The organism is Streptomyces sp. NPDC006140 (assembly GCF_040628815.1).
GTDB lineage: Bacteria > Actinomycetota > Actinomycetes > Streptomycetales > Streptomycetaceae > Streptomyces.
The window spans coordinates 243,248-262,148 of the sequence record NZ_JBEXTS010000005.1 but is presented as its reverse complement, the minus strand read 5'-3'; the positions used below and the strand labels follow the sequence as shown (position 1 = coordinate 262,148).

20 protein-coding genes are annotated in these 18,901 nt (G+C 73.1%); 14 read left to right on the top strand and 6 right to left on the bottom strand.

Annotated elements, in window-relative coordinates; all coding sequences use genetic code 11:
- The 9 genes from ABZ386_RS16795 to ABZ386_RS16755 all read left to right on the top strand — a co-directional run.
- Positions 1 to 225, top strand: a 225-nt coding sequence (locus tag ABZ386_RS16795; protein WP_358964973.1) for a hypothetical protein, incomplete at its 5' end; no start/stop codon positions are given.
- A 244-nt stretch (positions 226 to 469) separates the two neighbouring features.
- Positions 470 to 1,453, top strand: a complete 984-nt coding sequence (locus ABZ386_RS16790; protein ID WP_358964972.1) for an alpha/beta hydrolase — start codon at positions 470 to 472, stop codon at positions 1,451 to 1,453.
- Complete coding sequence (locus ABZ386_RS16785) at positions 1,446 to 2,654, top strand: acyltransferase (RefSeq protein WP_358964971.1); 1,209 nt, start codon at positions 1,446 to 1,448, stop codon at positions 2,652 to 2,654. The genes ABZ386_RS16790 and ABZ386_RS16785 overlap by 8 nt, the downstream gene beginning before the upstream one ends.
- Entirely contained in the window at positions 2,647 to 4,020 is a 1,374-nt protein-coding gene (locus tag ABZ386_RS16780) for a sensor histidine kinase (RefSeq protein ID WP_355718778.1), read from the top strand. The genes ABZ386_RS16785 and ABZ386_RS16780 overlap by 8 nt, the downstream gene beginning before the upstream one ends.
- Positions 4,017 to 4,700: a response regulator transcription factor gene (locus ABZ386_RS16775; RefSeq protein ID WP_351339447.1), complete on the top strand. Its 684-nt coding sequence runs from the start codon at positions 4,017 to 4,019 to the stop codon at positions 4,698 to 4,700. The genes ABZ386_RS16780 and ABZ386_RS16775 overlap by 4 nt, the downstream gene beginning before the upstream one ends.
- A 95-nt stretch (positions 4,701 to 4,795) precedes the next feature.
- Positions 4,796 to 6,136: a histidine kinase gene (locus ABZ386_RS16770; protein WP_358964970.1), complete on the top strand. Its 1,341-nt coding sequence runs from the start codon at positions 4,796 to 4,798 to the stop codon at positions 6,134 to 6,136.
- Complete coding sequence (locus tag ABZ386_RS16765) at positions 6,133 to 6,798, top strand: response regulator transcription factor (RefSeq protein WP_114254445.1); 666 nt, start codon at positions 6,133 to 6,135, stop codon at positions 6,796 to 6,798. The genes ABZ386_RS16770 and ABZ386_RS16765 overlap by 4 nt, the downstream gene beginning before the upstream one ends.
- Before the next feature lie 63 nt (positions 6,799 to 6,861).
- Positions 6,862 to 8,070: a cytochrome P450 gene (locus ABZ386_RS16760; protein WP_358964969.1), complete on the top strand. Its 1,209-nt coding sequence runs from the start codon at positions 6,862 to 6,864 to the stop codon at positions 8,068 to 8,070.
- An 85-nt stretch (positions 8,071 to 8,155) separates the two neighbouring features.
- On the top strand, positions 8,156 to 8,749 hold the full coding sequence (locus ABZ386_RS16755; RefSeq protein ID WP_351339456.1) for a Uma2 family endonuclease: 594 nt from the start codon (positions 8,156 to 8,158) through the stop codon (positions 8,747 to 8,749).
- On the opposite strand, the gene ABZ386_RS16750 is transcribed toward ABZ386_RS16755, so the two are convergent.
- Complete coding sequence (locus ABZ386_RS16750; RefSeq protein ID WP_358964968.1) at positions 8,750 to 10,348, bottom strand: ABC transporter permease; 1,599 nt, start codon at positions 10,346 to 10,348, stop codon at positions 8,750 to 8,752.
- Entirely contained in the window at positions 10,345 to 11,241 is an 897-nt protein-coding gene (locus ABZ386_RS16745) for an ABC transporter ATP-binding protein (protein WP_351339461.1), read from the bottom strand. The genes ABZ386_RS16750 and ABZ386_RS16745 overlap by 4 nt, the downstream gene beginning before the upstream one ends.
- Before the next feature lie 74 nt (positions 11,242 to 11,315).
- Here ABZ386_RS16745 and ABZ386_RS16740 point away from each other — a divergent pair, with 74 nt between their 5' ends.
- A complete protein-coding gene (locus ABZ386_RS16740) occupies positions 11,316 to 11,822 on the top strand; it encodes a MarR family transcriptional regulator (protein ID WP_351339464.1) in 507 nt (168 codons plus the stop codon).
- 18 nt (positions 11,823 to 11,840) lie between these two features.
- Here the strand turns inward: ABZ386_RS16740 and ABZ386_RS16735 are convergent, their stop codons facing one another.
- On the bottom strand, positions 11,841 to 12,704 hold the full coding sequence (locus ABZ386_RS16735) for a diacylglycerol kinase family protein (RefSeq protein WP_351339466.1): 864 nt from the start codon (positions 12,702 to 12,704) through the stop codon (positions 11,841 to 11,843).
- Between the two features lie 185 nt (positions 12,705 to 12,889).
- Between ABZ386_RS16735 and ABZ386_RS16730 the strand changes: the two genes are divergently transcribed.
- Together ABZ386_RS16730 and ABZ386_RS16725 are read left to right on the top strand one after the other, a co-directional pair.
- Positions 12,890 to 14,173 carry an adenylosuccinate synthase gene (locus tag ABZ386_RS16730; protein WP_037765086.1) on the top strand — a complete coding sequence of 428 codons (1,284 nt, stop codon included), beginning with the start codon at positions 12,890 to 12,892 and terminating at the stop codon, positions 14,171 to 14,173.
- Between the two features lie 211 nt (positions 14,174 to 14,384).
- Positions 14,385 to 14,675: a DUF3303 family protein gene (locus ABZ386_RS16725; protein WP_031116038.1), complete on the top strand. Its 291-nt coding sequence runs from the start codon at positions 14,385 to 14,387 to the stop codon at positions 14,673 to 14,675.
- A 3-nt stretch (positions 14,676 to 14,678) separates the two neighbouring features.
- Here the strand turns inward: ABZ386_RS16725 and ABZ386_RS16720 are convergent, their stop codons facing one another.
- From ABZ386_RS16720 to ABZ386_RS16710, 3 genes are all read right to left on the bottom strand, one after another.
- Positions 14,679 to 15,329 carry a hypothetical protein gene (locus tag ABZ386_RS16720; RefSeq protein WP_351339471.1) on the bottom strand — a complete coding sequence of 217 codons (651 nt, stop codon included), beginning with the start codon at positions 15,327 to 15,329 and terminating at the stop codon, positions 14,679 to 14,681.
- Positions 15,330 to 15,451: 122 nt separating this feature from the next.
- Positions 15,452 to 16,153 (bottom strand): GntR family transcriptional regulator, encoded by a 702-nt coding sequence (locus tag ABZ386_RS16715; protein WP_355718757.1) that lies wholly within the window; start codon positions 16,151 to 16,153, stop codon positions 15,452 to 15,454.
- Positions 16,154 to 16,261: 108 nt separating this feature from the next.
- Positions 16,262 to 17,626, bottom strand: a complete 1,365-nt coding sequence (locus ABZ386_RS16710; protein WP_358964967.1) for an aspartate aminotransferase family protein — start codon at positions 17,624 to 17,626, stop codon at positions 16,262 to 16,264.
- 162 nt (positions 17,627 to 17,788) lie between these two features.
- On the opposite strand from ABZ386_RS16710, the gene ABZ386_RS16705 reads away from it, so the two are divergent.
- On the top strand, positions 17,789 to 18,421 hold the full coding sequence (locus ABZ386_RS16705; protein WP_356502883.1) for a type 1 glutamine amidotransferase family protein: 633 nt from the start codon (positions 17,789 to 17,791) through the stop codon (positions 18,419 to 18,421).
- A complete protein-coding gene (locus tag ABZ386_RS16700; RefSeq protein ID WP_114254457.1) occupies positions 18,418 to 18,876 on the top strand; it encodes a MarR family transcriptional regulator in 459 nt (152 codons plus the stop codon). The genes ABZ386_RS16705 and ABZ386_RS16700 overlap by 4 nt, the downstream gene beginning before the upstream one ends.
- Positions 18,877 to 18,901: the final 25 nt, after the last annotated feature.

The window sequence follows — 18,901 nt, the reverse complement described above, 5'->3', positions numbered from 1 at the left end:
GCGGATGACGCGGGGTGGCCGTTCGCGGATGACGCGGGGTGGCCGTCGCGCTTGACCCGGTGGTGGCTGTTCGCGGATGACGCGGGGTGGCCGTTCGCGGATGACGCGGGGTGGCCGTCGCGCTTGACCCGGTGGTGGCTGTTCGCGGATGACGCGGGGTGGCCGTTGGCGGATGACGCGGTGGTGGCCGTCGCGCTTGACCCGGTGGTGGCTGTTCGCGGATGACGCGGTGGTGGCCGACGCGGATGACGCCGTGTTGGCCGTCCGCATGACGCCGTCAGTGGCCGTCCGCATGACGCCGTCAGTGGCCGTCGCGCACGACGCCGTAGCGTCCGTCCCCGGTCATACCCGTAGTACCTGAGAGCCACTCCCGAGGTGAGCTCCGCGGTGGGACGCGGACGACGGGGCCGGCTCCGTACCTTCCCTTTCACACGGACCCGATGGCCGGGTGCGGTGGAGGGGGACGACCATGGGGTGGGCATCGGGATACCGCCGGCGCGCCGTGCGGTGGCGCCGGGCCGTGCTCGCCGCCCTGGTCACGGGCGCGGTGGTGCTCCCGCTCTCCGGCGCTGTGCGTCCGGACATCCCCGCTCCGGCACCCGCGTCCCTCGCGCCGCTCAGCGCGGCCACGCTCGCCGACGTGTACGCGGCGAACCGCGCCAACGCCGCCGAGGCGGCCCGCATGGCCGCGGCCCACCACGACCCGGACCGGGCCGCGACGGACCGTTCCCTGGCCGCCCCGGCCCGGCACCTCCTCCGGTTCGACGGCCGCGGCCCCGGCCGGGTGACGGAGGTCCTGGGTGACCTCGCCCGGGCCGACCGCGTCGCCGTCCTGGTCCCCGGCTCCGACACGAGCCTCGACACCTACGGCCGGTTCCACGCCGCCGCCTCCGCCCTGTACGGGCAGCTCGCCCGGCAGGCCCCGGCGGGCACGAGCACCGCGGTCGTGGCCTGGCTGGGCTACGAGACGCCGGGCACGGTCAGCACGACCGTCACGACGACCGGCAGGGCGGAGCAGGCGGCCCCGGGGCTGCGCGCGCTCGTGGCCGACCTGCGGGCCGTCTCGGCCGGCGCCCCGCGCATCGCGCTGCTGTGCCACTCCTACGGCTCGGTCGTCTGCGGGCGGGCCGCGGCCGGACTCGCCGTCGACGACATCGCGCTCGTCGGCAGCCCCGGCACCGGCGCCGGCTCCGCCGCCGCCCTGCACACCCGCGCCCGCGTCTGGGCGGCCCGCGGCGCCGACGACTGGGTGGCGCACGTCCCGCACGTCAGCGCCGGCCTGTTCGGCACCACGGTCGGTTTCGGCACCGACCCCGTCTCCCGGGCCTTCGGCGCCCGGGTCTTCGCGGCCGGCGACGGCGGCCACAGCGACTACTTCAGCCCGGGTTCGACGTCCCTCGCCAACCTGGCGCGGATCGTCCTGGGCGAGACCGAGGCGGTGACCCATGACTGACATCGGTGTGCGCGCCATCCCCCGCGCCCTGCGGCGGGAGGCCGACCGGATCGACGAGGCCACCCCGGCCGACCGCGACCGGGCCGTGGACGCCCTGCGCGCCGCCGCGGTCCTCGGCGTCGTCCTCGGGCACTGGCTGGTCACGGCCCTGGTCGCCGACGGCCGCGCCCTGCGCACGGCGAGCCCGCTGCAGCACATGCCCTGGCTGGCGCCGATCTCCTGGCTGTTCCAGACGCTCGCCGTGTTCTTCCTGGTCGGCGGCCACGTCGCCACCCGGGGCTACGCCTCGGCCCGCGCCCGGGGCGTCCCCTACCACCGCTGGCTCACGGGCCGGCTGACCCGGCTGTTCAAGCCGGTGCCGGCCGTCCTCGGCCTGTGGACGGTCGCCGCGTCGGCGCTGCTGCTGTCGGGCGCCGAGTACGGGACGGTCCGGACGCTGGTGAAACTGGCCCTGTCACCGCTGTGGTTCCTCGTGGTGTTCGCGGCGCTGACGGCGGCGACCCCGCTGCTGACCCGGCTGCACCCGCTCTGGCCGCTGGCCGTCGTCCTCCACGTGGACCTGCTGCGCTTCGGCCTCGGCGGGCCCTCCTGGCTGGGCTGGGTGAACGTCGCGGCGGGCTGGCTGGTGCCCTTCACGCTCGGCGCGGCCTGGACCAGAGGCGAGCTGGAGCACCGCCGCGCGGGCTGGGTGCTGCTCGTCGGCGGGGCGGTGGCGACGGCGGCGCTGGTGGCGTGGGCGGGCTACCCGGCGTCGATGGTCGGCGTCCCGGGCGAGGGCACGTCCAACCTGGACCCGCCGACGCTGGCCGTCGTCTGCTTCGGCCTGGCCCAGTGCGGTCTCGCCCTGCTGCTGCGCGAGCGGCTGCGGCGCGCGATGCGCCGGCCCGTCGCCTGGGCGGCGGTGGCGCTCGTCAACCTCTCCGTGATGACCGTGTTCCTCTGGCACCAGACGGCCCTGATGGCCACCACGGCCACCGGCCTCCTCGCGGGCCGCCTCCCCGGCCTGCACACCCGGCCCGACGGTCTCGGCTGGGTCGAGGCCCGGCTGCTGTGGCTGCCCGTGTTCGCCCTGGCCCTCGCGGTCTGCTGGGCCGCGTTCCGCTCCTTCGAGCGGGGCGGCGGCCGGGACCGGGGATCGCGCGTGGTGCGCACGCACCGCCCCTCCGGCAGGGGTGCGGCGGCGAAGGCACGGCATGTCTAGGCTGGGCCGCGTGACGGACAGGGGGGTGGGGCGTGTGCTGCGGGCGCGCGTCATGGGCTGGCTGCGGGACGTGCGCGCGGACCTGTGGACCCTCCGGCCGGACCCGCTGCCGCCCTCCACCTGGCTGCGCTGGCTGCCGCACGGCCTGGTGTGCCTGGCCGCGTTCGGCGTGACGGTCGGCGGCACGGGCGACATGAGCGACAACGGCCACCTGACCCCTCTCCTGGCCTTCCTGGTCGCGGGCGGGCAGGGCGGCGCCATGGTCCTGGGTCTGTGGCGGCCGGTCCCGGCGTGGTGGCTGTCCATGGCCGCCTTCCTCCTGGGTGCCGTGGCCGTGCGTGGCCGGCTGGGCTTCGACCCGGAGACCTACACCTGGCCCTGGACCGCGGCCGGCATCGTCGCCGAGCTGTTCGTGCTGCTGCTGCTCGCGCTGCGGGTGCCCACCCGGGCGGCGATCGCGGCCCTGGCCGTGACCGCGCTGCTCACCTATGTCGCCGAGAGCCTGGAGCCAGCGGGGCACTACGACACCACCGGCGTGCTCGCCCTGTCCCTGTCCACCGTCGTCGTGATCGTCGGCACCGCCCTGCGCGGCCGCCGCGAGGCCCGCGCGGAACTCGTCGAGCAGACCACGCTCACCGCGGAGGAACGCACCCGGCGGACCCTGCTGGAGGAGCGCAGCCGCATCGCCCGGGAGCTGCACGACGTGGTGGCCCACCACATGTCGGTCATCTCCATCCAGGCGCAGGTCGCCCCGCACCTCGTCCAGGACCCGCCCGACGAGCTGAAGGAGAACCTCGCCGGCATCCGGCAGAACGCGCTGGAGGCGCTGACCGAGCTGCGCCGGGTGCTGGGCGTGCTGCGCTCGGAGCATCCGGAGCCGGGGGAGACCGCCGACCCGGGCGACACGACCGGCGCGCACGCCCCGCAGCCCACGCTGGACCGGCTCGACGCGCTGGTGGAGAACACCCGGGCCGCCGGCCGCGAGGTCCTCACCGAGATCAACGGCGAGCGGCGTCCCCTGCCGCCCGGGGTGGAGCTGTCGGCGTACCGGATCGTGCAGGAGGCGCTCAGCAACGCCCTGCGGCACGCGCCGGGCGCGCGGATCACCGTCCGCCTCACCTACGCGGCGGACGGCCTGGAAGTGGAGGTCGTCAACGGCCGCCCGACCGCGCCCCCGCCGCCCTCGACCGGGGCGGGGCACGGGCTGCTCGGCATGCGGGAGCGCGTGGCGATGCTCGGCGGCACGATGACGGCCCACCCGTGGCACTGGGACGGCTTCAAGGTCACCGCCTTCCTCCCGGACACCCCGCCCGCCGACGCCCCGGGCACCGACCGCATCACCGACCGCGAGGGAAGGACACCATGACGAGCGGCACCGGCGACCCCATCCGGGTCCTCATCGTCGACGACCAGGGCATGGTCCGGCAGGGATTCACCGTGCTGCTCGGCACGCAGCCCGACATAGAGGTCGTCGGCGAGGCCCGGGACGGCGAGGAGGCCGTCGCCAAGGCCGCCGAGACCGCCCCCGACGTCGTCCTCATGGACATCCGCATGCCCGGCGTCGGCGGCATCGAGGCCACCGAGCGCATCACGGCCGCGCACCCGGACATCAGGGTGCTGGTCCTCACCACCTTCGACCTCGACGAGTACGTGTACGACGCGCTGCGCGCCGGGGCCTCCGGGTTCCTGCTGAAGGACGCGTCCTCGGAGCAGCTCGCCGAGGCGGTCCGGGTGGTGGCCGCCGGGGAAGCGCTGCTCGCGCCGGTCATCACGCGCAAGCTGATCGCCGAGTTCTCCCGCCTCGACGGCAGGCCCCGCGCCCCGCTCAAGGAGCGCGTCGGCGACCTGACCGAGCGGGAGACGGAGGTCCTGTCCCTGATCGCGCAGGGCCTGTCGAACGCGGAGATCGCCCGGCATCTCATCGTGGCCGAGCAGACGGTGAAGACGCACGTGGGCCGGATCCTGGTGAAGCTGGGCCTCAGGGACCGGACGCAGGCGGCGGTGTTCGCGTACGAGTCGGGGCTGGTGCGGCCCTCCGGGTACTGAGCGCGCGGGCCCCGCCGTAGTACCTGAGGAGGACCCGGAGGAACCCCCCTCCATGGGGACGACCGCGACCCGGGGGTACGCCTACCGTTCTGTACGTGACCGAGACGACTCACCTGCAGACCATGCCGCCGGGGGACGGGGCGAGAACGCGCAGCCCGGAGTACCGGGTGGCGGTGGATTCCCTGCGCGGGCTGCGGCAGGACCTCTTCCACAACGCGTTCGCCTACCGGCCGCTGCCCCGCGGACGCACCGACGGGCGGATCATCCGGCGGCTCCCCGCCCGCCTGCGCGAGTACGCGACCTGGACGCCGCACGCACTGATCGCCACGGCGGCCCTGATCACGCTCCTCCTCTCCGGCGTCGACACCGACGGCGAGGCGCTGCTGGTCGCTCCGCTGACCGTGCTCCCGGTGCTGCTGACCATGCTCCGGCCGGTGCTGGCGTTCTGGCTGTCCATGGCCGCGACCCCCGTCACCGGGATGATCGGCAGCGGCTGGGGCGACTGGCCGTGGCAGGCCGGCAGTTTCGCCTGCCACCTGACCGTGCTGACCGTCGTGGCCATACGCACCAGGCCGCGCACGGCGGGCTGGATGTGGGCGCTGACCGCCCTGTACGCCCTGATCGTGGACGCCGGCTTCGGCCCGACCTACTACTACGGCACCAACTCCGGCCCCATGCTGGTCTTCTCGGCCATGATCCTGCTCTGCGTCACCGTCTGGCACATCCGCCGGGACGCCGTACAGGAGGTCACCGCCCAGCAGACGGTCACCGCGCACGAGCGGTCCCGGCGCACCCTGCTGGAGGAGCGCACCACGATCGCCCGCGAGCTGCACGACGTGGTCGCGCACCACATGTCGGTGGTCGCCATCCAGGCGGAGGCCGCGCCCTACCGGGTGGAGAACCCGCCGCCGGAGCTGGAGAAGGCCTTCGCCACCATCCGGGAGAACGCGGTCGCGGCGCTGACCGAGCTGCGCCGCGTCCTGGGCGTCGTCCGCGCCGAGGACTACGAGGCCCCGGACGCCCCGCAGCCCACCCTCGCCGACCTGGACGGGCTGCTGGCCAATGTGCGGGAGGCCGGGCTGAACGTGGACAAGGCGGTGACCGGGGCGGTGCGGGAGCTGCCGCAGGGCGTGGAACTGTCGGCGTACCGGATCGCGCAGGAGGCGCTGAGCAACACCCTGCGGCACGCCCCCGGCGCGACCGCCCGGGTGGAGATCGGGTACGTCCTCGGCGGCCTGGGCCTGCGCGTCGTCAACGGCCCGCCGCCCAACCCGAGCCTGATCAAGCCCTCGCCCGGCGCCGGGCACGGCATCACCGGCATGCGGGAGCGCGTGTCGATGCTGAACGGCGAGATGACGGCGGGCCGCACGGACGACGGAGGCTACGAGGTGACGGTGTTCCTGCCGGTCGCCCTGCCGGACGAGGACGACGCATGACCATCCGGGTCCTGATCGCGGACGACCAGATGATGGTCCGCGAGGGCTTCTCGGTCCTGCTGAACGCGATGCCGGACATCGAGGTCGTCGGCGAGGCGGTGAACGGCCGGGAGGCCGTCGCCAAGGTCCGCGAGCTCGCCCCGGACGTCGTGCTCATGGACATCCGCATGCCCGAGCTGAACGGCATCGAGGCGACCCGCGAGATCGTCGCCGCCGACGGCGCGGCGAAGGTCCTGGTGCTCACGACGTTCGACCTGGACGAGTACGTGTACCAGGCGCTGCGCGCGGGAGCCTCCGGCTTCCTCCTCAAGGACGCCTCGGCCCGCCAGCTCGCCGACGGGGTGCGGGTCGTGGCGTCCGGGGAGGCGCTGCTGGCCCCCTCGGTGACCAGGAGGCTGATCACCGAGTTCTCCAAGCTCTCCGAGACCCCGCGCCTGATGCCCTCCGCGCAGGCGGCGTACGGCGACCTCACCGACCGGGAGACGGAGGTGCTGGTCCTCATCGCGCAGGGCCTGTCGAACGCGGAGATCGCCGAGCGGCTGGTCGTCGCCGAGTCGACGATCAAGACGCACGTCAGCCGGATCCTGGTGAAGCTGGGCCTCAGGGACCGCACGCAGGCGGCGGTGTTCGCCTACGAGGCGCGGCTGGTGACACCCGGCTAGCCGGGCCCGCCGTTCAAGGAACGCCCCTGGTCAGTGAGGGGGGTGTGGGGCTAGCGTCCTGGCATGGCTGCCCTCTTCGACCCGTGGGACCCGGCGTTCCTCGCCGACCCGTACCCCGCCTACGCCGAGCTGCGTGCCCGGGGCCGCGTGCACTGGTTCGAGCCCACGAACCAGTGGCTCGTCCCGCACCACGCGGACGTCTCGGCCCTGCTGCGCGACAGGCGCCTGGGCCGGACGTACCAGCACCGCTTCACGCACGAGGAGTTCGGCCGCAGCGCGCCCCCGCCGGAGCACGAGCCGTTCCACACGCTCAACGACCACGGGATGCTCGACCTGGAGCCGCCGGACCACACGCGGATCCGCCGCCTGGTGTCGAAGGCGTTCACCCCGCGCACGGTGGAGCGGCTGAAGCCGTACGTGCGGGGCCTGGCGGACGAGCTGGCGGCCGCCCTGGTCGAGCGGGGCGGCGGCGACCTGCTGAAGGACGTGGCGGAGCCGCTGCCCGTCGCGGTGATCGCCGAGATGCTGGGCATCCCGGAGTCCGACCGGGCCCCGCTGCGCCCCTGGTCGGCGGACATCTGCGGGATGTACGAGCTGAACCCGTCCGAGGAGACGGCGGCGAAGGCGGTCCGGGCGTCGGTCGAGTTCTCCGACTACCTGCGCGAGCTGATCGCGGCCCGCCGCGAGGAACCCGGCGAGGACCTCGTCTCGGGCCTGATCGCGGCCCACGACGAGGGCGACCGCCTCACCGAGCAGGAGATGATCTCCACCTGCGTCCTGCTGCTGAACGCCGGACACGAGGCCACGGTGAACGCCACGGTCAACGGCTGGTACGCCCTGTTCCGCAACCCGTCCCAGCTGGAGCTGCTGCGCGCGGACCACTCCCTGATCCCCTCCGCGATCGAGGAGCTGATGCGCTACGACACCCCGCTGCAGCTCTTCGAGCGCTGGGTCCTGGACGAGATCGAGATCGCCGGCACGACGATCCCGCGCGGCGCGGAGATCGCCATGCTCTTCGGCTCCGCCAACCACGACCCGGAGGTCTTCGCCGACCCGGGCCGCCTCGACCTCGCCCGCGCCGACAACCCGCACATCTCCTTCAGCGCCGGCATCCACTACTGCATCGGCGCGCCCCTGGCCCGGATCGAGCTGGCGGCGTCGATGGGGGCGCTGCTGGAGAAGGCGCCGACGCTGCGCCTGGCCGCCGAGCCGGAGCGGAAGCCGAACTTCGTGATCAGGGGGTTGGAGGGGCTGGCCGTGGAGGTGGGCTGATCATCCGTTCGGATGATCGTGGGGGGATCGGGCCGGTCGGACACCGGTGGCTCGGCAGGCTGGTGGGCCTGAGAGGGGAGCAACCATGGTGGTCGAGGTGCGGCAGCCGTCGGCTCAGCTGTCGGTCGGCGAGTTCGAGGCGCTCGCCGAGTTCACGGCACGCGAGATCGAGACGGTCTCACTGGAGTTCATCGGCGGGCGGCTCGGGGTCAGGAAGGCGAGGAACGGCAACCACGGCGCGATGGCCGCGTGGCTGGCCTGCCGATGCCTGGAGGCCCGCCCCGACCTCGGCCTCCACCCCAACCTCGGCCTGCGGGTGGAGGAGCACGGCGAGGGGCGCGCCCTGCCCGACGGGGTGCTCGCGCCGAAGGGGAGTTTCGCGGGCCAGGGCGCCTGGGCCGACCCCGGGACCGCCCTGATGACGGTGGAGATCACCTCGCACGACCCGGACACCCACCACCGCGACCGCGTGGCGAAGCCCCGGTCCTACGCCGGTGCCGGGATCCCCCTCTACCTGCTGGTCGACCGGGACACCCGCTGGACGGCCGTGCACAGCGATCCCGACCCCGCGCTCGGGTACCGGGACGTCCACATGGTCAGGTTCGGCGGCACCCTCACCCTCCCCGAGCCCCTCGGTATCGCACTCGACACCGAGGAGCTCCAACAGTACGTCGACTGATCACGTCGACAGGTCCCGCCCGCGCAACCCGGCGAGCCCCGCCGCCACCAGCACCACCGCCAGCCCGGTCAGCACCCCCACCGGCCCCCACTCCATGGACCCCCCGGGCAGCTTCGGCAGGTGACCGAACGGCGAGATGTCCAGGACCGCCTGCGGCACGTCCAGGGCGGGACCGACCCAGCCGATCAGCAGGACCGCCCCGGCGACGGCCCACGCCGCCGCGGCCCCCCGGGGCAGGACGCCGTGCAGCAGCACCGCCACCCCGCCGATCACCCACACCGCCGGGAGCTGCACCAGGCACGCCCCCAGGATCGGGCCGGCCTGCCTGCCGTAGCCGGCGGCGAAGCCGAGACCGGCCAGGAGCATGATCAGGGCGGATCCGCCGAAGGCGATCACCAGGTGCCCGGCGGCCCAGCGCAGGCGCCCGACCGCGTTCGCCAGCACCGGCTCCGCCCGGCCGGACGTCTCCTCGCCGTGCAGGCGCAGTACGGACGCCACGATGTACAGCGCCGCGACCAGGCCCAGCATGCCGATCATCGACGCCAGGAAGGCGTCCGTCAGGCCTGCCTGGCCGCCCATCCGCTCGATGATCCGCCGGGCGTTCGCGTTGTCGCCGACCAGGTCGGCCGCCCCCTCGGTCATGCCGCCGTAGACGGCACCGGCCAGGAAGAAGCCGATGCTCCAGCCCAGCACGCCGCCCCGCTGCAACCGCCAGGCCAGCGCGCCCGCGCTGCCCAGCCGGCCCGAGGCCGGTCCGGGCCGCGTCGGCAGGAAGCTCATGCCGATGTCACGGCGCCCGGCCAGGGCGTAGGCGACCGCCCCCTGGAGCAGCGCCGCCGCACCCGGCAGCGCCAGCACCCACCAGCGTTCGTCCGCGTACGGCCGCAGGTTCTCCAGCCATCCCAGCGGTGACAGCCAGGTCAGCACCGACGAGCCGTCGTCCGTCGCCGAGTCGCCCGCCGCGCGCAGCACCAACGCGGCGCCGAGCACCGCCGCCGTCAGGCCGCGGGCCAGCCGCGCGCTCTCCGTCAGCTGCGCGACGACCGCCGCCAGCGTGGCGAAGACCATGCCGACGCCGGCGATGCCGAGCCCGAGCGCCAGCGCCCCGGCCGTGCCCTGTCCGGCCAGCCCGGCCGTGAGCAGCAGCGCCAGGACCGCGTTCGCGACCGCCGCCGCCAGCAGGGCCGCCGTCAGGGACGCCTTGCGGCCCACCATCCCGGACGCCACCAGCTCCTGACGGCCGCTCTCCTCCTCGTCCCGGGTGTGCCGCACGACGACCAGCAGGCTCATCACGGCGGCCAGGGCGCCCGCGTAGACGCCCACCCGCCAGGCCGTCAGGGCGCCCAGCGAGTCGCCGAAGACGGGGCCGACCATCGCCCGCAGCGAGGAGTTGGTTTCCATCTGCCGGACCAGGTCTGCCCGCTCGGCCGGGGTGCCGTACAGGCCCTCCAGGGTGCCCGGCATGGAGAGCACCATCAGCGCGTTCACCGCGATCCACACCGGGACCATCAGCCGGTCGCGGCGCAGCGCGAACCGCAACAGCGTGCCCGTCCCGGCCAGTTGGCGTGAGCTGCCGGGCCGCACCGCGAAGGCCGTCATCGGGTCGCCGCCTCGGCCTGGTAGTGCCGCAGGAAGAGTTCCTCCAGCGTGGGCGGCGTCGACGTCAGCGACCGCACGCCCGACTCGGTCAGCGACCGCAGGACACCGTCCAGCCGGTCGGTGTCGACCTGGAGCCGGACGCGGCGCCCTTGCACGTCGAGGTCGTGCACGCCGGGCAGGTCCGCCAGTCCGTTCGGCGGACCCGCGAGTTCCGCGACCACGCTGGTGCGGGTCAGATGGCGCAGCTCGGCGAGCGACCCGCTCTCGACCGTGCGGCCCTTGCGGATGATGCTCACCCGGTCGCACAGCTCCTCGACCTCGCTGAGGATGTGGGAGGAGAGCAGGACCGTGCGGCCCCGGTCGCGTTCCTCCGCGACACACCGCTGGAAGACCTCCTCCATCAGCGGGTCGAGGCCCGAGGTGGGCTCGTCCAGGATCAGCAGGTCGACGTCCGAGGCGAACGCGGCGACCAGGGCGACCTTCTGCCGGTTGCCCTTGGAGTAGGTGCGGCCCTTCTTCGTGGGGTCGAGCTCGAACCGCTCGGTCAGCTCCGCCCGGCGCCGGGCGTCCAGGCCTCCGCGCAGCCGGCCGTAGAGGTCGATGACCTCGCCGCCGGAGAGGTTGCGCCACAGCGTCACGTCCCCGGGGACGTACGCGATGCGGCGGTGCACCTCCACCGCGTCCGCCCACGGGTCGCGGCCCAGCACCTGCGCGGCGCCCGAGTCGGCGCGCAGCAGGCCGAGCAGGACCCGGATGGCGGTGGACTTCCCTGCGCCGTTGGGGCCGAGGAAGCCGTGGACCTCGCCGGTGGCGACCTCCAGGTCGAGCCCGTCGAGTGCGTGCGTCCGCCCGAACGACTTGTGCAGTCCGGAGACGGTGATGGCCTTCGTCATGCTTCAGAAGCTACGCTTTCTTCAGAAACTTGTGAAGTTAAGGAAGCGTATGAATCCCGGATAGGGTGGTCCGCATGACGGATTCAGCCAGCAACGGCCGGGACGCGGAGGCGGTGTCGAGGTTCGTCGAGTCCTTCGCGGCGCACCTCGTCGAGGCCGGCATGCCCCGGATGCCCGCCCGGGTCTTCGCCGCGCTGCTCTCCTCCGACGAGGGCTCGATGACCTCCGCCGGACTGGGCGAGCAGCTGCGCATCAGCCCGGCGGCCGTGTCCGGCGCGGTCCGCTACCTGGCCCAGACGCACATGGTCTCGCGCGAGCGTGAGCCCGGCTCGCGCCGGGAGCGCTACCGGGTGCACGGCGACCAGTGGTACGAGGCGCTGACCAACCGCGAGGCCGTCCTCAAGCGGTGGGAGAGCGCCCTGCGCGAAGGCGTCGCCAGCCTCGGCGCCGACACCCCGGCGGGCCGCCGCATGGCCGAGACGCTCGCGTTCTTCGAGTTCCTCGACGGCGAACTCGCCGCCCTGATGGAACGCTGGCGCGAGCACCGGAAGAAGACCTTCGGCAACACGCTTCAGGGCTGAGCCCGGCCGCGGACCCGCTCACCCCGCCGCCGGCACGGTCAGCCCCCAGGCGCCCTCGCGCACCACCCAGGTGCGGGTGCGCACCGGCCCCGACACCAGCGCGTCCGCCCGGTAGCGGAAGTGCGCGCCCGACACCGTCACCGTCCGGCCTTCCGCGAGCAGCGGCGACGCCTCGGCGCCCACGGACACGGGACGGACCTCCACCGAGGCCACCCCGGCGGCCCCCGGCGACACCGACACCGCCTCCACCGGCTGGTTCAGATCGACGAGGGTCTCGCCGTCGACCTCGACCCGCAGCCGGGAGGGGCCGGGCTCGGGCGCGGACGGGGGCCGGGACGGGCGGCCGGCCGGGACCAGGGTGCGCACCAGGTACTGGCAGGTCCGCAGCCAGGGGTGCCCCGGGGCCGTCTCGGGGTCCGGCGCCTGCGCGGCGGCCGTCACCGGCGGTATGCGCAGTGCGCCGAGCACCACCCCGTCGCTGTCGTCGACGAGCAGGTCCATCCGCCGCTCCACCCCGTCGAGCACCGTCCGCGCCGCCGCCACCGTCCCCGTCGGCACGCCCAGCGACCGGGCCAGGGACAGCGCGCCCCCGACCGGCACCACCGACAGCGCACATCCGGCCAGCTCCCGGTGCCGGTGCAGCAGCGACACCGCGCGGATCAGGGCCCGGTCGTCGCCCACCACCACCGGGCGCCGCGAGCCCCGCCGGCGCAACGCCCGGGCGAACTCCTCCGGGCCGTCCGGCAGGCACAGCTTCACGGCGGCACCCGCTCCGAGCACGTCTTTCGCGATCCGTACGGACTCGCCGTCCGACCGGCGGGCGACCGGGTCGATGACCACCAGCAGCTGCTCGGACGTCGCGGAAGTCGCCACCTCGGCCATGCCTCGCTTCCTCGGGTAGCATCTTTGTGCAAGAGCCCCTTGCGCTATTGCGCCAGGGGCTTCGTCTATTCCGGGGCATCCGGTCCGACGGTTGGCGGCCAACGGCGGTCGCGGTGACGCGGCTGCAGACGCTCCGCGTTCGCCCTCGACCATGGACATGCCCCGCCCGGAAGGGGTGTACGCGCGTGCCCGCACTTGTGCTGCTCGGTGCTCAGTGGGGTGACGAAGGCAAGGGAAAGGCCACCGACCTGCTCGGTGGTTCGGTGGACTATGTAGTGCGCTACCAGGGCGGCAACAACGCCGGCCACACGGTGGTCGTGGGCGACCAGAAGTACGCCCTCCACCTCCTCCCTTCCGGAATCCTGTCCCCCGGCTGCACGCCGGTCATCGGTAACGGCGTCGTCGTCGACCCGTCGGTCCTGCTCTCCGAGCTGAGCGGTCTGAACGAGCGTGGTGTCGACACGTCCAAGCTCCTCATCAGCGGAAACGCGCACATCATCACGCCGTACAACGTGACGGTGGACAAGGTGACGGAGCGCTTCCTCGGCAAGCGGAAGATCGGCACGACCGGGCGCGGCATCGGCCCGACCTACGCCGACAAGATCAACCGCGTCGGGATCCGCGTGCAGGACCTCTACGACGAGTCGATCCTCACGCAGAAGGTCGAGGCGGCCCTCGACGTCAAGAACCAGATCCTCACCAAGCTCTACAACCGGCGCGCGATCGCCGTGGACCAGGTGGTCGAGGAGCTGCTGGGCTACGCCGACAAGCTCGCGCCGTACGTCGCCGACACCGTCCTGGTCCTCAACCAGGCGCTGGAGGAGGACAAGGTCGTCCTGTTCGAGGGCGGCCAGGGCACCCTGCTGGACATCGACCACGGCACGTACCCCTTCGTCACCTCGTCCAACCCGACCGCGGGCGGCGCCTGCACGGGCGCGGGCGTGGGTCCGACGAAGATCAGCCGCGTGATCGGCATCCTCAAGGCGTACACCACCCGCGTCGGGGCCGGCCCCTTCCCGACCGAGCTGTTCGACGAGGACGGCGAGGCCCTGCGCCGCATCGGCGGGGAGCGCGGTGTCACCACCGGCCGGGACCGCCGCTGCGGCTGGTTCGACGCGGTCATCGCCCGCTACGCGACCCGCGTGAACGGCCTGACCGACTTCTTCCTCACCAAGCTCGACGTCCTCACCGGCTGGGAGCAGATCCCGGTCTGCGTGGCGTACGAGATCGACGGCAAGCGCGTCGAGGAGCTGCCCTACTCCCAGACCGACTTCCACCACGCCAAGCCGGTCTACGAGATGCTGCCGGGCTGGAGCGAGGACATCTCCAAGGCGAAGACCTTCGCCGACCTGCCGAAGAACGCCCAGGCGTACGTGAAGGCGCTGGAGGAGATGTCCGGCGCCCCGATCTCCGCGATCGGCGTGGGCCCGGGCCGGGACGAGACGATCGAGATCAACTCGTTCCTGTAGCCGCACCGGACGGGCTCGTCGGTCGACACCGTCCCACAGCCCCCCTCGGCCGGCACGCGCGTCACGCCCCGGCGACCTTCGCGGTCGCCGGGGCGTCGTGCTGTCTGCTCCCGATGGAGCAGTGGAGGGGCATAAGCGGCAAATCCGGTCATAGTCTGAGCCTGCGATTCGCAGCAGCCACCACCACCCCGAGACGGAAGAAGTGAGTGCTATGCGTGTGATGCTCAAGGCGACGCTGGACACCGACAAGGGCAACGACGCCATCCGGGGCGGCAAGATGCCGCAGATCATGCAGGAGGCCCTGGAGAAGCTGAAGCCCGAGGCGGCCTACTACGGGCCCTGCGGGGGCCGCAGGACGTGTTTCATGGTCTTCGACATGCAGGAGAGCGCCCAGCTCCCGCCCCTGCTCGAACCGTTCTTCAACGACCTCAACGCCGACGTCGAGGTCTTCCCGATCATGAACGGCGACGACCTCCAGAAGGGCCTCTCCCAGCTGGCCTGACCCTCAGCTGAAGACGATCATCGACCCCTGGGCCAGGCTCCGGGTCACGGCCGCGTGCAGGCCGAGCCAGACATGGCGTTCACGGGCGAACGGACTGGGGTCGTACGGGGCGGGGACGGCGGGTTCCTCCAGCTCCGTGGGGACGAGCGGCGGCTGGGGGGCCGCCGGCGGGTTGGCCGGGTCGATGCCGAGGGCCGGGGCGACCAGCTCCAGCTCCCGCAGCAGGGCGTGCGAGGAGCCCAGCGGGCCGCCGCCCGCCAGCAGTTCGTCGTCGGCCAGCGGACTCGGGAAGTCGACCGGGACGTAGGCGCCCGCGTGGTCGTAGTGCCAGACCAGGTGCGACTGCTGGGCCGTCGACTCGAACATCTCCAGCAACTGCTCGTAGTCCCCGCCCAGTTCGTCCACCGGCGTCACCGGCAGACCGCACACCTGGAGCAGGTAGGCGCGGCGCAGGAAGTGCAGCGCGTCGTAGTCGAAGCCCGCGACCGGGGCGACGTCGCCCGACAGGCCCGGCATGTACTGGTACACCGGCACCGGTGGGAGCCCGGCCTCGGCGAGCACCTTGTTGTATTGCGCGAGTTCCTCGGCGAACGGGTTGTCCGGCGTGTGGCACAACACGTCGACTAGCGGTACCAGCCACAGATCACAGGCCAAAGAAGGCTCCTCGCTCAGCGCGGTGGTCGGGTAGCACGGTGGTCAGGGAAGGGTATCGGTGCGGCACGCTCACGGCTCCCGCCGTGCATGTCCCATACCCAGCCGGGCCGGGGCGACGCGGGTCATCCGGCCGCGAGGCGCTCGATCAGGGCCAGCGCGTGGGCGTTGTAGTCGGCGATGATCGCCCGGGCCGTGTCGTTGTCGCGGGCGATCAGGGCGTCGACCAGCTCGGTGTGACCGGCCCACAGCTCGCCGCGCAGGTCGGTGAGACGGCGCAGGTGCTGCACCGCGCACACCCAGGTCTGGACCCGCAGCCGGTGCAGGAAGTCGGCGAGGTAGGGGTTGCCGAAGCAGGCGCCGAGCTCGCGCCAGAAGCGCAGGTCGTAGCCGATGAGGACGGTGAGGTCACCGGCGGCGGCGGCGCGCTGCGCCTCCTCGCCGCGCCTGCGGACCCCCGCGACGACGGCGGCGGCCCGGGGATCGTCGGGACGCACGGCGTTCGGGCGTCCCTCGGTCAGCGCGAGGAACATCCCCTCGATGACCAGACCGCGCGCCTCGATCATGCCGCGGAAGTCCTCGACCGAGTACTCGTGCACCTTGAAGCCGCGGTGCTGGTCGGCGTCGAGCAGACCCTGCGCGGAGAGGTCGACCAGCGCCTCCCGGACCGGCGTCGCGGACACCCCGTACTGCTCGGCGATCTCCTTGACCGTGAACTCTTGCCCCGGCTGCAGACGCCCGGCCAGCACCTCGTCGCGAAGCGCTTCGGCGATCTGCTGGCGCAGGGTGCTGCGCGTGACGGCGCCGTTGCCGGTGCTGCCGGGCATGGTCAGGGCGTCTCCCTCGTCGCGTTCGGGTGGCGTGCGCGTATATGTCTACGGGCACGCCACCTTACGCGTTCGAATGAGGCGCGAGGATGTCTGTTACTGACGGGTTTACAGGTGTTTACCGGTGTGCTCGTCGGCCACGGAGAGCGCCGCGTCCAGGACGGCCAGGCCTTCCTTCAGCTCCGCCTCGCTCACGTTGCAGGGCGGCACCACGTGCGTCCGGTTCATGTTCACGAACGGCCACACCCCGCCCGCCTTCGCGGCGGCGGCGAAGGCGGCCATCGGCGCGTTCGCCTCCCCGGCCGCGTTGTACGGCACCAGCGGCTCCCGGGTCTCGCGGTCGCGCACCAGCTCCAGCGCCCAGAACATGCCGACGCCACGCACCTCGCCCACGCTCGGGTGCCGCTCGGCGAGCGTCCGCAGCTCCGGCCCGACGACGCTCTCGCCCAGCCGGGCCGCGTGCTCGACGACGCCCTCCTTGGCCATGACGTTGATCGTCGCGACGGCGGCGGCGCACGCCAGCGGGTGCCCGGAGTACGTCAGACCGCCCGGGTACGGCCGCTTCCCGAACGTCTCCGCGATCGCGCCGGAGATCGCCACCCCGCCCAGCGGCACATAGCCGCTGTTCACGCCCTTGGCGAAGGTCAGCAGGTCGGGCGTGACGCCGAACAGGTCCGCCGCGAACCACGTGCCCGTCCGCCCGAAGCCGGCCATGACCTCGTCCAGGACGAAGACGATCCCGTACTTGTCGCAGAGCTCGCGCACCCCGGCCAGGTAACCGGGCGGCGGGACCATGATCCCGGCCGTGCCCGGGATGGTCTCCAGGATGATCGCCGCGATCGTCGAGGGCCCCTCGAAGGCGATCGTCGTCTCCAGGTGCTCCAGCGCCCGCGCGCACTCCTGCTCCTCGGTCTCCGCGTAGAAGCGGGAGCGGTAGAGGTAGGGCGCCCAGAAGTGCACCACCCCGGCCGTGCCGCTGTCGGAGGCCCAGCGGCGCGGGTCGCCGGTGATGTTCACGGCCTGCTGGGTGCCGCCGTGGTACGAGCGGTACGCCGAGAGCACCTTCGGGCGGCCGGTGTGCAGCCGGGCCATCCGGATGGCGTGCTCGACGGCGTCGGCGCCGCCGTTGGTGAAGAAGATCTTGTCCAGGTCGCCCGGGGTCCGCTCGGCGATCAGCCGGGCCGCCTCCGACCGGGCCTCGACCGCGAACGCGGGCGCGAACGTCGTCATCCGCGCCGCCTGCTCCTGGATCGCGGCGACGACCTTGGGGTGCTGGTAGCCGATGTTCGTGTAGACGAGCCCGCTGCTGAAGTCGAGGTAGCGCTTGCCGTCGTAGTCCCAGAAGTACGACCCCTCGGCACCGGCGACGGCGAGCGGGTCGATCAGCTCCTGGGCGGACCAGGAGTGGAACACATGGTCACGGTCGGCGGCCTTCACGGCGGCACCGGCTTCGGGGTTCGGCTGAGGGGTCATGCGGGCGAGCGTAGGCGCCGGGGAGAGGGCGGTGGTATCGGCGGCCTGTCTGGCGTCGGCGGCATTCCGCGACAGGTTGTCCAGGCACGGTGGAGTGCATTGACAGCATGCTGTCGAAATGTAAGGATGCTGTCATAAGGCACAGGGTCCCGAGGAGGAGCCATGAACGCCACGCCAGCCCCCACCGGCCATGACCGCAAGCCCGTCCATCTCGCCGTCTACGACACCCTCGCCGACTGGGAGACCGGCCACGCCACGGCCCACCTCGCCCGCGCCGGCCACGAGATCCGCACGGCAGGCCCGTCCACCGCCCCGGTCACCAGCATCGGCGGCCTGCGCATCCAGCCCGACCTGGCCCTGGACGACGTACGCCCCGAGGACAGCTCCCTGCTGATCCTCCCGGGCGCCGACCTCTGGGACACGGGCGACGACCTGGCGCCCTTCGCCCGCAAGGCCCGGGCCTTCCTGGAGGCGGGCGTCCCGGTCGCCGCGATCTGCGGGGCCACCGCCGGACTGGCCCGCGAGGGCCTGCTCGACGACCGGGCCCACACCAGCGCGGTCTCCTTCTACCTCGCCGCGACCGGCTACGCGGGCGGCGAGCGCTACGTCGAGGCCGACGCCGTCACCGACGGCGGCCTGGTCACCGCGGGCCCGACCGAACCCGTCGCCTTCGCCCGGGAGATCCTGAGCCTGCTCGGGGTCTTCGAGGGCGAGGTGCTGGACGCCTGGTACCGCCTCTTCCACGACTCCGACCCGACGGCGTACGCCGTGCTGGAGAAGGCCGGGGCGGCATGAGCCGGGAGCGGCAGGACCTGCTCAGCCGCAGCGCCCTCGGGGTGTTCCGGCTCAACGGCCAGTTCCTCGGCGTCGCGGAGGAACTGGCCCGGCCGGCCGGGCTGACCGCCGCCTGGTGGCAGGTCCTCGGCGCGGTCCTCGGCGAGCCGCTGCCGGTCTCGGGCATCGCCCGCGCCATGGGCATCACCCGGCAGAGCGTGCAGCGCATCGCCGATCTGCTGGTGGAACGCGGTCTCGCGGAGTACCGGCCGAACCCGGCGCACCGCCGGGCCAAGCTCCTCGCGCCGACCGGGGAGGGCCGGGCCGCCGTCGCCCGCATCGACCCGGGGCACGCGGCCTTCGCCGACCGGCTGGCCGAGGCGTTCGGGGAGGCCGAGCTGGCGGAGGCGGTACGGCTGCTCGAACGGCTGTCGAAGGTGCTGGACCAGGTCGGTCCGCCTGTTACGGAACCGTAGACGTCTCCCAGGTCACCCGGCCCCC